11 protein-coding genes and 1 pseudogene are annotated in these 13,477 nt (G+C 40.1%); 4 read left to right on the plus strand and 8 right to left on the minus strand.

Annotation, left to right across the window (positions count from 1 at the left end):
- Nucleotides 1–71 precede the first annotated feature (71 nt).
- Nucleotides 72–1,016, plus strand: a complete 945-nt coding sequence (gene prmB / locus ACXVWB_RS01575; protein ID WP_289902259.1) for a 50S ribosomal protein L3 N(5)-glutamine methyltransferase — start codon at nucleotides 72–74, stop codon at nucleotides 1,014–1,016.
- Between the two features lie 97 nt (nucleotides 1,017–1,113).
- Nucleotides 1,114–2,178 (plus strand): MFS transporter, encoded by a 1,065-nt coding sequence (locus ACXVWB_RS01580; RefSeq protein WP_289902260.1) that lies wholly within the window; start codon nucleotides 1,114–1,116, stop codon nucleotides 2,176–2,178.
- 55 nt (nucleotides 2,179–2,233) lie between these two features.
- Here the strand turns inward: ACXVWB_RS01580 and ACXVWB_RS01585 are convergent, their stop codons facing one another.
- Nucleotides 2,234–2,488 (minus strand): helix-turn-helix domain-containing protein, encoded by a 255-nt coding sequence (locus tag ACXVWB_RS01585; protein WP_126471291.1) that lies wholly within the window; start codon nucleotides 2,486–2,488, stop codon nucleotides 2,234–2,236.
- A 63-nt stretch (nucleotides 2,489–2,551) separates the two neighbouring features.
- Here ACXVWB_RS01585 and ACXVWB_RS01590 point away from each other — a divergent pair, with 63 nt between their 5' ends.
- The gene (locus ACXVWB_RS01590; protein ID WP_289902261.1) at nucleotides 2,552–2,947 is read left to right on the plus strand and encodes a hypothetical protein; all 396 of its coding nucleotides are present in this window, start codon (nucleotides 2,552–2,554) and stop codon (nucleotides 2,945–2,947) included.
- 62 nt (nucleotides 2,948–3,009) lie between these two features.
- Here the strand turns inward: ACXVWB_RS01590 and cysB are convergent, their stop codons facing one another.
- The 5 genes and pseudogenes from cysB to sucC all read right to left on the minus strand — a co-directional run bounded on the left by cysB (nucleotide 3,010) and on the right by sucC (nucleotide 7,833).
- Entirely contained in the window at nucleotides 3,010–3,981 is a 972-nt protein-coding gene (cysB, locus tag ACXVWB_RS01595; RefSeq protein ID WP_289902262.1) for an HTH-type transcriptional regulator CysB, read from the minus strand.
- Nucleotides 3,982–3,996: 15 nt separating this feature from the next.
- Nucleotides 3,997–4,929, minus strand: a pseudogene (gene rluB / locus ACXVWB_RS01600) (23S rRNA pseudouridine(2605) synthase RluB); the annotation flags it as partial.
- A 117-nt stretch (nucleotides 4,930–5,046) separates the two neighbouring features.
- Nucleotides 5,047–5,670: an L-threonylcarbamoyladenylate synthase gene (locus ACXVWB_RS01605; protein WP_128787353.1), complete on the minus strand. Its 624-nt coding sequence runs from the start codon at nucleotides 5,668–5,670 to the stop codon at nucleotides 5,047–5,049.
- Nucleotides 5,671–5,793: 123 nt separating this feature from the next.
- Entirely contained in the window at nucleotides 5,794–6,663 is an 870-nt protein-coding gene (gene sucD / locus ACXVWB_RS01610) for a succinate--CoA ligase subunit alpha (protein WP_289902263.1), read from the minus strand.
- Nucleotides 6,664–6,666: 3 nt separating this feature from the next.
- A complete protein-coding gene (gene sucC / locus ACXVWB_RS01615) occupies nucleotides 6,667–7,833 on the minus strand; it encodes an ADP-forming succinate--CoA ligase subunit beta (RefSeq protein WP_289902264.1) in 1,167 nt (388 codons plus the stop codon).
- 144 nt (nucleotides 7,834–7,977) lie between these two features.
- On the opposite strand from sucC, the gene cytX reads away from it, so the two are divergent.
- A complete protein-coding gene (gene cytX, locus ACXVWB_RS01620) occupies nucleotides 7,978–9,156 on the plus strand; it encodes a putative hydroxymethylpyrimidine transporter CytX (protein ID WP_289902265.1) in 1,179 nt (392 codons plus the stop codon).
- A gap of 101 nt (nucleotides 9,157–9,257) precedes the next feature.
- Here the strand turns inward: cytX and odhB are convergent, their stop codons facing one another.
- Nucleotides 9,258–10,484, minus strand: coding sequence for a 2-oxoglutarate dehydrogenase complex dihydrolipoyllysine-residue succinyltransferase (odhB, locus tag ACXVWB_RS01625; protein WP_289902266.1), 1,227 nt, complete (start codon nucleotides 10,482–10,484; stop codon nucleotides 9,258–9,260).
- 57 nt (nucleotides 10,485–10,541) lie between these two features.
- On the minus strand, nucleotides 10,542–13,349 hold the full coding sequence (gene sucA, locus ACXVWB_RS01630) for a 2-oxoglutarate dehydrogenase E1 component (protein WP_289902267.1): 2,808 nt from the start codon (nucleotides 13,347–13,349) through the stop codon (nucleotides 10,542–10,544).
- Nucleotides 13,350–13,477: the final 128 nt, after the last annotated feature.

Genomic DNA, 13,477 nt, shown 5'->3' on the forward strand with positions numbered 1-13,477 from the left:
TTGTTATTTTGCTTAATGATAGCACATCTATTCTATGGTATAACTAGCCAAATTTTTTATTGAGGCACAAAATGGAAACCTTACACAATCAAGAACTTGTTGCGACAATTTTAGAAGATAATGTGGCAAGTGAATTAACAACCATTCAAGATTTTTTACGCTGGACATACAGCACATTTAACCGTTCTGATATTTATTACGGACAAGGCCATGACAATGCGTGGGATGAAAGTCTTCAATTAGTCCTTGCGGGACTTCAATTACCGCTCGATTTACCGCAAGATTTATTTAGCAGCAAACTCACTCACTCAGAAAAAGAAACCTTAGTACAATTAGTCTTAAGCCGTATTGAGCAACGTATGCCTGTCGCCTATTTAACAAATAGTGCGTGGTTCTGCGGATTAGAATTCTATGTAGATGAGCGGACGATTATTCCTCGCTCGCCAATTAGTGCATTAATCCAAGATAAATTTGCTCCGCTTTTAAAATCTGAACCAAAACGTATTTTAGATCTTTGTACCGGCAGTGGTTGTATCGCGATTGCTACTGCTGAAGCCTTTCCTGAGGCTGAAGTGGATGCAGTCGATCTTTCTGTGGATGCGTTAAATGTAGCGGAAATCAATATTGCACGCCACCAATTAGAACACCGTGTTTTCCCGATTCAATCATATTTATTCCAAAATCTCTTCGGTCAACAATATGATTTAATCGTGACCAACCCACCTTATGTAGATGAAGAAGATTTGGCAGATATGCCGGAAGAATTCCATTATGAGCCTGAATTAGCCTTAGGTTCCGGTGTTGATGGTTTAGAAATTACAAAACAAATTTTAAAACAAGTGCCGGATTATTTAACACCAAATGGCGTGCTCGTTTGCGAAGTAGGCAACAGTATGGTAAGTCTCATTGAACAATATCCAGATGTGCCATTTGAATGGGTTGAACTAAAAAATGGCGGTCTAGGTGTATTTGCCATTAGCCGCGAAGATTTAGTGAAATATCACGATTCATTTTAATCTCAAGTGCGGTTAAAAATCGTCGTGAATTTTGACCGCACTTAACCAATTACTGGCGCGCGTTCTTAACGCGTGCTTTTCTTTTTTTAATAACACAATGAATTTACAAAAACTTTTACTGACTCGCCGTTTCTTTTCTACCCTTGCATTCTTTTCCATGCAAACGGTATTTTTCATCTATTTACAAGGAAAAGGCTTAAGTAACAGTGAAATTGCCTTTTCACTCTCGTTGCTTTTCTTCTGCAACCAAGCATTAGCCATTTTAGCCGGTATTTGGGGCGATCGATTTGGACTGGCCAAAATGATGTTGCTTGGGTGCTTTTTAGATGTGATCGCCTACATTTTCTTTCTCTCTGCAGACAATTACCTTCTGCTTTTAATTGCCACCACCTGTTTTGGCTTAGGCAGTTGTTTGTTTGGTACCAATGCGAAAGCCTGCCTACTTGTACTCGCAGGCGAAGAATACAAAGAGAAAACTCGATTACAGGGAAAATATTTAAAAGTCACCTCCATGTCGTCTATGTTTGCGCCTTTGTTAGTGATTCCATTTATCAAATACAATCACATTGAGTCGCTGATTTGGGTCTGCTTTGCGATGGAAGCGGTTCTCTTTGCCTTAATGGTAAAACCGTTTTATCAAATCCAAACCTTACAGACCTTAGTGAAGTTTCGCATTGCTCAAATTAAAGAAATCATCACCAAAGAATTTTTATTTGTGCATTTGATGCTATTTATTCCTCTTTCCATTGCAACGTCATTCTTTGTGATCTTCCCATTTCTTTTCGATAATAAATTAGGGATGACAGAACACTCCCCGATGGCACTTTTTGTAAATGGTTTGTTGACTGTATCATTACAAAGTTATTTTTCTCGAAAAATTAATTTAACGATTAAACAAACCTTATGGGTGGCACCAATCTTGGCTGTGGGCATTATCTTGCCTTGGTTTATTACGTTGAAATATATTTCTGTGGTTTCCGCTTATATTTACTTAGTCATCTTCACGGTAATTGAAGTCTATGCCTTAACGGCGATGGCAAATTTATTAGTAAAATTTGATAACGGCACCAACCGAGGTTTTATCTTTGGCTCATCACGATTATTGCTTTCTATCGCGACCGTTATCGTCATGAATTTAGTGCCTCATTTGTTTTTATTGTAAAAAAGCGTATTGAGTCAATGTCTCAATACACTTTTGTAAAACTATATGACAAATATTATACTTTAAATTTTTCTTCAATTTCTCTTAATACCTGAATTGGATCTAAATTAAGTCCTTTGCAATATTCGATGAATTCAAATACATCTAAACGACGATCTCCTGTCTCGACTTTTCCAATAAACGAATGTACAACGCCCAATTTTTCTCCAAATGCGCGTTGTGATAAACCCAGCTCTTTTCTTCGATTAAGCAATAATTCTCTTAACCAAATATATTCATCGGAATGAATAGATAATCTTAATTTTCTCATTGCACCTATTTTAGGTGCAAGTCATACTTGTACCCGTTTTAGGTTCAATTATAAGGAGATGTTATGTCATTTTTATCTAAGACTCTTGGTGGCTTATCAAAAGATTACTATATTCGTCAATTTTTATTCGGGTCAATCTTTTTTACATTTATGGCTGTTATAGGATATAACAACTACAGTCATACTGGTAACTCATCTATATTTCTTACTAATATAATCCTTGGATTAATTTGTTTATTCTTATATCCCTATTCTCGATTTGTTTATGAAAGTATTATTGAATATATTTTAGGAAATAATGTTTTCTTTGTTAATGCTCTATTCATGCTTATAATCAAATTCATAACCATGATGCTGTGTTTTGTGTTCGCAGTATTTATCGCACCAATTGGTTTAACATACCTCTATTTTTATCATTCAAAACAAGAGAAACTTCAGAATCAAAATGAAAAACAATAGCAAAAAAGGACGCTATAACGTGTCCTTTCTTCTATAAAAAAGTTTAATTTTTAACTGCTATTTTACTTCACATCTAATTCGACATTATCAAACAATTTCTTCACGGCATTGTTATCACGCAATCTCTCGGCTTTTTCAACCATTGGACGTGTTAAGTGCGGTGAGAAAAATTCGATAAAATCATACATATAGTTGCGTAAGAATGTGCTGTGTTTAAAGGCTATTTGCGTTATACTCGGACGAAATAAATTTCCCGCATCAATCGCCACTAAATCCGTATCGGAAGGTGTATGTGCTATAGACGCCATAATGCCCACGCCCAATCCTAAACGCACGTAGGTTTTTATCACGTCAGCATCCGTTGCAGTAAACACAATATTCGGCAAAATACCAGCTCGGTTAAACGCATAATCTAAATCAGATACACCAGTAAAGCCGAAAGTATAAGTGACTAACGGATATTTACCTAAGTCTTCAACGGTAAGCTCTTTCACTTTTGCTAAAGGATGATCAGGTTTAACAATCACCGAACGATTCCATAAATAGCAAGGCAGTTGAATTAAATCATCGAAAAGATACGGTGCCTCTGTCGTGATCGCTAAATCCACTTCGCCAGAAATCAACGCATCATGAATTTGAGTCGGTGAACCTTGATGAATATGTAAACTCACATCCGGATATTGTTTAGAGAAACGTTCCACCACGGTTGGCAGCATATAACGCGCTTGTGTATTGGTTGTCGCAATGCGTAACACCCCATGATTCGGACAGGTATATTCATTGGCAACCGATTTAATGCTTTGTGCTTTAACCAAAAGCTCACGAGCAATAGCCACGATCTTTTTACCCGCAGGTGTAATGGATTTAATGTGTTTACCATTACGCTCAAAAATCTCTAAACCGAGTTCATCTTCTAACAAGCGAACCTGTTTACTGATACCAGGTTGAGAGGTATAAAGTGCGTTAGCCGCTTCTGTCACGTTTAAATTTTGGTTTACAATCTCAACAATATAGCGAAGTTGCTGCATTTTCATCGCTAATACCACCTATTATTTTTTATAGCGTTTACTTAACTCAGTATAACGTTTTACTGCTTTACGAATTTGACCTGATTTTGGTCGGCGACGAGGTTTTGTTACATCTAATTTGGTTTCGGTTTCTGGTGGTAAGCCTACTAACTCACGTAGATAGTTGACGTTTTCCAGATCCATTTCTTCCCAGCCACCACGCGGTAAGCCTTTCATTAGCTTAATGTTGCCGTAACGAATGCGAATTAAGCGACTCACCTGAATACCTTGTGATTCCCATAAACGTCGCACTTCACGATTACGACCTTCCATTAGAGTCACGTCGTACCATTGGTTAATCCCAACACCGCCAGCAAATTTGATTTCTTTGAAATTGGCTGGACCATCTTCCAACTGCACACCTTTACGTAAACGTGCTAACATCGCATCGTCCACTTGACCAAATACGCGCACAGAATATTCACGTTCAACTTCACGACTTGGGTGCATTAAACGGTTAGCTAATTCACCATCAGTTGTGAAAAGTAATAAGCCCGAAGTATTAATATCTAAACGACCGACTGCAATCCATCTTGCACCATTTAAGCGTGGTAAACGGTCGAATACAGTTGCACGACCTTCTGGATCACTACGGGTACAAAGTTCGCCTTCCGGTTTGTAATACATTAATACACGACATACTTCTTTTTGTGCTTGTTGAAGGTTGATGATTCGACCATCAATACGCACTTTTACACCAGAATGTACATCGATACGATCACCAAGAGTCGCCATTTTGCCATCAACACTCACACGGTTTTCAGCAATCATCGCTTCAATTTCACGACGAGAGCCTTGTCCCGCACGCGCAAGCACTTTCTGTAATTTTTCACCTTCTACAGTAGATTGACGAGAGGGTCTAGCTACCTTAGCTTTAGGGGTTGATTTGATGTCAGAATTGACCGCACTTTTACGTTCTTTACGCTCAAAGTGCGGTTGCTTTCCCGCTTGTTTTTCACGTTCTTGTCTGACTGTTTTTTGAATAGGTTTCATCTGTTTTCCTTTGTCGCTTTCCCAAGCGTCTAAAATAAGTTAAATGAAAGGATCGGTACTACCACTTCCTTCACGTAAAATCACTGGCGATTCTTCCGTTAAATCTACCACCGTTGTTGGCTCTTGACCTAAATAGCCACCATGAATAATTAAATCCACTTGACGTTCTAAACATTCACGAATCTCTTCTGGATCGGAATAAGTCATATGTTCATTATCAGGCAACATCAGTGAGCAAGATAGAATTGGCTCACCTAATGCACTCAATAAATCCAAAGCAATTTGGTTATCTGGCACACGCAATCCAATGGTCTTGCGTTTTGAGGTCATTAATCGACGTGGAAGTTCTTTCGTCGCCGTCAAAATAAAAGTATAACGCCCCGGCGTATTGTTTTTAATTAAACGGTAAGCCGAATTACTCACCGTTGCGTAGGTTGAAAGCTCGGATAAATCGCTACATACCAACGTAAAATTATGCCCTTCTGGCAATTTACGAATTGCAACAATACGCTCCATCGCATGTTTATCACCTATCATACAGCCTAAGGCATAGCCCGAATCTGTCGGGTACACAATGACACCACCTTGACGCAAGATTTCTACCGCTTGATTAATCAAACGCGCTTGTGGGTTTTCAGGATGGATATAGAAAAATTGGCTCATAATTTTGTCCTTAAAAAACTGACGAGATTATACACCGATTTAGATGCAGGTTATAAGAATTTGTTATAAAAAACGACCGCACTTTGAAAACGAATCCAAAGTGCGGTCCATTTTTTAAGTATTTTATTTCAATAATTCACGGAGGGCTGAACCGATTTCAGCAAGACTTCTCACCGTTTTCACGCCAGCTGCTTCAAGTGCAGCAATTTTATCTTCTGCCGTTCCTTTTCCACCACTGATAATCGCGCCTGCGTGTCCCATACGCTTGCCTTTTGGCGCTGTCACACCTGCAATATAAGCCACCACAGGTTTTGTTACATGAGATTTAATGAATGATGCCGCCTCTTCTTCCGCAGAGCCACCGATTTCACCAATCATCACGATAGCTTCAGTTTCAGGATCTTCTTGGAAACGTTTGAGAATATCAATGAAGTTAGATCCTGGAATAGGATCGCCGCCGATCCCTACGCAAGTAGATTGACCAAAACCCTCATCTGTCGTTTGTTGTACCGCCTCATAGGTTAAAGTACCCGAACGAGAAACTATCCCTACTCTACCTTTTTTATGGATATTGCCCGGCATAATCCCAATCTTGCATTCATCTGGTGTAATCACGCCTGGGCAATTCGGGCCGATCATCACCACACCTGTTTCATTTAACTTTTGTTTTACCAACAGCATATCCAATGTTGGGATGCCTTCTGTAATACAGACCACTAATTGAATACCTGCATCAATGGCTTCTAAAATGGCATCTTTGCAAAATGGTGCTGGCACATAAATCATAGTTGCCGTAGCCCCTGTAGTTTGCACCGCTTCACGCACTGTATTAAATACCGGCAAACCTAAGTGCGTTGTTCCGCCTTTATTCGGTGAAACGCCACCCACTAACTTTGTGCCATAAGCCAATGCCTGTTCGCTGTGAAATGTCCCTTGCGCACCGGTGAAACCTTGGCAAATTACTTTTGTCTCTTTATTAATTAAAATCGCCATGAATTATTCTCCTTTTGCCGCTTTCACTGCCGCTTGCGCGGCTTCTTGTAAACTATGTGCTGCAATTAAATTCACTCCACTTTCGGCTAAAATTGCTCTGCCTTGTGGAGCATTGGTTCCTTCTAACCGAACCACAACGGGCACTTTCACACCGACTTCTTGAATTGCTGAAATGACCCCTTCAGCAATAAGATCGCAACGTACAATTCCACCAAAAATATTCACTAAGACAGATTTCACATTTTTATCTGTGAGAATAATTTTGAAGGCTTCAGCTACACGCTCTTTCGTTGCACCGCCACCAACATCAAGGAAGTTTGCAGGATTACCTCCATATAACTTCACAATATCCATGGTTCCCATGGCTAGTCCGGCGCCATTAACCATACAGCCGATATCTCCTTCTAAGGCGACATAATTGAGCTGATATTTTTCTGCTTCTGCTTCACGAGAATCACTTTGACTTAAATCGCGTAAGGCTAACAAATCAGGATGACGATAAAGTGAGTTATCATCAATGCCTACTTTCGCATCGAGACAAATTAAATGACCTTCTTTTGTCACCACGAGTGGATTCACTTCAACTAAAGAAAAATCTTTTTCGATAAAAAGCTGCGATAATTTCACAAAAATAGCAGCAAATTGTTTATTTTGCTCGCCACTTAAGCCAAGTTTAAAGGCTAATTCTCGGCCTTGATATGGCATTCCACCAACCAACGGATCAATGGCGACTTTATGGATTAGCTCAGGTGTTTCTCTTGCCACATCTTCAATATTCATGCCTCCCGCTGAAGACGCCATAAAAACGACTTTCTGTGAAGCACGATCAATCACCGCCCCTAAGTAAAGTTCTTTATCAATCTGGCAGGTTTCTTCAATATAAATGCGATTAACGAGTTGGCCTTTTTTATCAGTTTGGAAGGTCACTAAATGTTGTCCAAGCCATTTATCTGCGAAAGCACGTGCTTCTTCGGTATTATGTACGAGTTTCACCCCACCAGCTTTTCCGCGTCCCCCTGCGTGAACTTGACATTTCGCTATCCAAACATCGCCATTCAGCTGAAAGAGCGCCATTTCAGCTTCGTCTGCCGTTTGGCACACGACACCCTCACTCACTGGCAGAGCATATTGCTTAAAAAGCTGCTTAGCTTGGTACTCATGTAAATTCATATTTCCTTCCTATTTTGATATTGTTTAGCGAAACAAACAAAAATTTGACCGCACTTTGTTTTATTTTAAATTCTAGGCTTGCCCTTTCTATATTGAGTTATATACTGAGCCAGAATAACCACAATCCATTTTAAGGATAACAACATGCAAACAAAAAAATCAAGCAATCTTGCGATTGCGCTCATTTGGTTTACTGCTGCTATTTCAATGGCAGAAATTCTCACCGGTACTTGGTTTGCGCCACTAGGGTGGCAACAAGGTTTAATTGCCATCGTCGTTGGACACTTTATTGGTGGTTCGATGTTTTTCTGTGCAGGTTACATTGGTGCAAAAACCCAAAAAAGTGCCATGCAAACGGTACAAATTTCATTTGGTGAAAAAGGCTCTGCGCTTTTCTCTTTACTTAATGCCATGCAATTAATGGGATGGACTGCAGTAATGATTTATATGGGGGCTGACGTCATTTCCATCTTAAATCAAACACCTGATGCTTCACTCTTCCCATTTCTTACACTTGGTTTAGGCATACTCATCATACTTTGGCTACTACTCGGCTTCACTAAATTAGGTATCTTCAAAAGCCTCTCACTTGTCACCATGTTTTTACTGATGCTGTGGCTAAGTATTCAAGTAGCTAATAAACCATTTATTGCCATGGACGTTGCACAAAATATTAAATTTGGTACTGCTGTAGAAATTGCTACCGTCATGCCACTTTCTTGGTTACCAGTAGTATCTGACCACACGAAGAACAGCGAAACACCATTTAAAACGACCGCACTTTCAACGCTAACTTATACCGCGACCAGCTGCTGGATGTATGCTCTCGGCTTAGGTGCAGCATTAGTGACCGGTAAATCTGAAATCTCACAAATTCTTTCCCTTGCTGGTGTAAGTGTTATTGGTGTATTAATTGTCATCGCCTCTACCATGATTAACACTGCACTTCCCGCTTATTCTACCGGTATGAGTTTAAACAACATTTTCCCTCAATTAAAAGTCACGCCAATCTCCGTACTTACCGTGATTGTAGGCATTATATTAGCCTCAACCTTACCAGTGACAGAATACGAACATTTCTTGTTCTTTATTGGTTCAGTATTCGCGCCAATGATCGCTGTGCTTATCGCTGATTTCTTTGTGCTTAAACAGCATGATGTTAAAAAATCTGTTGATAGTATCGGACTCGGCGTTTGGTTTGTCGGCTTCGTACTCTATCGTTTCCTTATGACAAAAGGTTGGGAAACCGATTTAGGTCTAACTTTCCCTGTTATCATCATTACCTTTATCTTAGCAATCTTAGTACGCAAAATAACTAAATAAAGATCGGATTTTAACTATAGAAAGGCAGGCATTGTTCCCGCCCTTTTATTCACATCAATGTAAAAAAGGCTTTTCCCCTCAAAAGAGAAAAGCCCATGTGCTTAGATTTCTAATAATAAACGAGTTGGATCTTCTAATAAGTCTCTAATCGCCACTAAGAAGCCGACGGATTCACGACCATCAATTAAACGGTGGTCATAAGATAATGCCAAATACATCATTGGGCGAATCACGACTTGACCATCTACCGCAACCGGACGTTCTTTGATGGCATGCATACCTAAAATTGCACTTTGTGGTGGATTGATAATTGGTGTAGACATTAAAGAACCAAATACACCACCATTGGTAATGGTGAAGTTACCGCCTGTTAAATCTTCAACCGTTAATTTACCATCACGGCCTTTTTCTGCTAGTGCTTTAATTTGTTTTTCAATATCCGCCATGCTGAGTTTATCGCAGTTGCGTAATACAGGTGTTACTAAACCACGCGGCGTTGAAACAGCAATGCTAATATCAAAATAGTTGTGATACACAATGTCATCACCGTCAATTGAGGCATTCACTTCTGGATAACGTTTTAACGCTTCAACTACAGCCTTAATGTAGAAAGACATAAAGCCTAAACGGACACCATGTTGTTTCTCAAATTTCTCGCCGTATGTTTTACGTAATTTCATAATCGGCTGCATATCCACTTCATTGAATGTAGTGAGCATTGCGGTGGTATTTTTCGCTTCCAATAAACGTTCCGCAATACGTTTACGTAAACGGGTCATTGGTACGCGTTTTTCTGAACGAGAGCTATATGCCACGGTGCTAATAGTATTCTGCTCTGTCGCCACATCTTGTTTCGCTTTTTGAGCATCACGTTTTGCCACTTCACGCACAATATCTTCACGGGTAATACGACCACCCACACCAGAACCTTGAATTTTCTCTGCATCTAAATCGTGTTCAGCTAATAAACGACGAATAGCTGGACCTTGATCCGCTGAATTGTTATGGCTATTTTCAATGGCGGCTCTTTGACGATCGGCTGGTGTTGGCTCATTGTCTTTCACTGTTTCAGTTGAAATATCGCCCGCTTGTTGGGTTGAAAGTTTACCTAAAAGCTGTTTACTTACTACCGTTGCACCTTCTTCTTGAAGAATTTCAGCCACTACGCCATCGTTTAATGCGGGCACTTCAAGTACCACTTTATCTGTTTCGATTTCCACTAATACTTCGTCACGTTTTACCGTCTCACCAACTTTTTTATGCCATGTTGCAACAGTTGCATCCGCAACGGATTCCGGTAAATCTGGAACAAGAATTTCGATTGTCATTTTATTTTCCTTTAAATTATTCTTTCTTTAAAAATTACTGAAATTTCGACCGCACTTTTACAGTGTCAGCGCGTCTTCTACCAATTGTTTTTGCTGTTTGGTGTGTAAAGACATGTAACCTACCGCTGGTGAAGCAGAGGCAGGACGACCTGCATATTTTAACTTCACATGCTCTGGAAGCGAGCTATCAAAGTTATGCTTACTACAATACCAAGCGCCTTGGTTTAATGGCTCTTCTTGACACCATACATAATCCGTCACATGAGCATAAGGCTCTAATGCTTTCTTCACATCTTCATGTGGATATGGGTAAAGCTGTTCAATTCGAATAATCGCCACATCTGTTTGGTTATTCGCTCGACGTTGTTCCAAGAGATCGTAATACACTTTACCTGAGCATAGGACTACGCGTTTAACTTGTTTCGGATCGATGTTATCAATTTCACCAATGACTGTTTGGAATGTGCCATTTACTAATTCATCTAAACTTGACACGGCAAGTGGATGACGTAATAAAGATTTTGGTGAAATACCAATTAATGGACGACGCATTTTACGGATCGCTTGACGACGTAACATGTGGTAAACCTGTGCTGGTGTAGATGGAATACACACTTGCATATTCTGTTCTGCACAAAGTTGTAAATAACGTTCTAAACGAGCGGATGAGTGTTCTGGACCTTGGCCTTCATAACCATGTGGTAATAACATCACCAAGCCACACATTCTGCCCCATTTTTGTTCGCCAGAACTAATAAATTGGTCAATCACGATTTGTGCGCCGTTTGCGAAGTCACCAAATTGCGCTTCCCAAATGGTTAATGTTTTTGGATCTGTTGTCGCATAGCCATATTCAAAAGCCAATACGGCTTCTTCGGATAATACTGAATCCCACACCTCAAAACGACCTTGGTTGGCGTGCAAATGAGTTAATGGCACATAGCCTGTCCCGTCATTTTGATTATGCACAACTGCATGGCGATGGAAGAACGTACCACGTCCTGCATCTTCACCCGATAAACGAACATTAGCACCTTCATCTAATAAGGTTGCGTATGCCATAGTCTCTGCCATACCCCAATCGAACAATTTCTCGCCTTTTGCCATTTCACGGCGATCAGCATAGATTTTTTCGACACGAGGATGAGCACGTAAGGTTTCTGGATATTCACTGACACGCTCCGCTAAAGTTTGGAAACGCTCTCGTGGGAATTTACTTTCGTAAGGGGACGTCCAGTCATAGTTGAGATATTGCAACCAATCCATTTGGGCAGTATCCATTTCTCGCCATTCTTTCACTACACGATCGCCGTTATCTAAAGCATCACGATAGAGATTCATCATTTCAGTGGCTTCTTCTTCGGTAATCACCCCTTCAGCAATTAAACGATCTGCATAGACTTTACGTGGCGTTGGATGTTTTTTAATGATGCTATACATCATTGGTTGAGTGGCTAATGGTTCATCTGCTTCATTATGACCATGACGACGATAAGAAATGAGATCAATGAAAATATCGCGTTTGAATAAATTGCGATATTCCACCGCCATTCTCGCGGCAAAAGCGACTGCTTCAGGATCATCACCATTAACATGAATAATCGGTGCCTGAATCATTTTCGCGATGTCAGTACAGTATTCTGTTGAACGGGTGTCATTTGGGTTAGAGGTGGTAAAACCAATTTGGTTATTGATCACAATACGGATTGTTCCACCAACGGTATAACCACGTGCATTAGACATATTCAAGGTTTCTTGTACCACACCTTGTCCCGCTACCGCGGAGTCCCCATGAACCGTAACGGCTAATACTTGATTACGCTCTGTATCGTTCTTTTTCGTTTGACGAGAGCGTACCGCACCAATCACTACTGGGCTAACAATTTCTAAATGGGATGGGTTAAATGCAAGGGTTAAATGCACACGACGATCATCTACAGCAAAGTTAGAAGAGAAACCTTGGTGGTATTTCACATCACCTGTACGCTCGCCTGAATGTTTACCCGCAAACTCATCAAAAAGATCTTCGGGTTTCTTACCTAGCACGTTTACTAACATGTTTAAACGACCACGGTGTGCCATACCAAACATCACATCTTGTACACCTTGTTTGCTCGCATGACGAATAATTTCTTTCATTAGTGGAATAAAGGCATCACTTCCCTCTAAAGAGAAACGTTTTGCCCCCGGGAATTTTGCACCGAGATAGCGTTCTAAGCCATCTGCAGCGGTCAATTCACTTAATAAATTAATTTTTTCTTCTTTGGTAAAGAGCGGTTTATTTAATTGGCTTTCTAATTTGCTTTGTAACCAACTTTTTTGCTCCATATCCTGAACATGCATAAACTCAAGACCAATTGAGCCACAATAGGTCTCTTTCAGCATTTCAGCTAAATCACCTAACTTGATGTTATCGCGATGATAGACATAGTGATTAATATTGAAGGTTTCATTGAGATCCTGTTCGGTAAAACCGTGATAACGGTAATCCAACTCAGGTACGGTGGAGACTTTCCAGCGATAATAATTGATTGGGTCTAGTTTCGCTTCTAAATGACCACGGAAGCGATAAGCATTGATAAATTGAAGAACTTTGACTAATTTTGCACTGGCTTCTGGATCGATAACCGTCACGGCTTCTGTTGTATTTTCTCTCGCTAAACGACGGAAATAATCACGGACTGGTGAATGTGGTTGCTCTACTGCGGTTGTTTTCGGCAATGCATCAAATGTGGCACGCCAGCTTTCATCGACTGAAGATGGATCTTCTAAATAACGTTCATATAACTCCTCAATATACGATTGATTAGAACCACCCAAAGCGGTTGAAGCCAACCATTCATCAAAGGCACTGTAATGCTGCATATCTACCCCTTGTATTACATGATGTTGTCCACCCATTATACATAGGATAAAAAAAGAAATAATCCTCAAATCACACTTTGTTACAATTTTGTGATCTACTTCAACAAAAAAACCGCACATAAAGTGCG

Source organism: Haemophilus sp. SZY H53 (assembly GCF_054332375.1).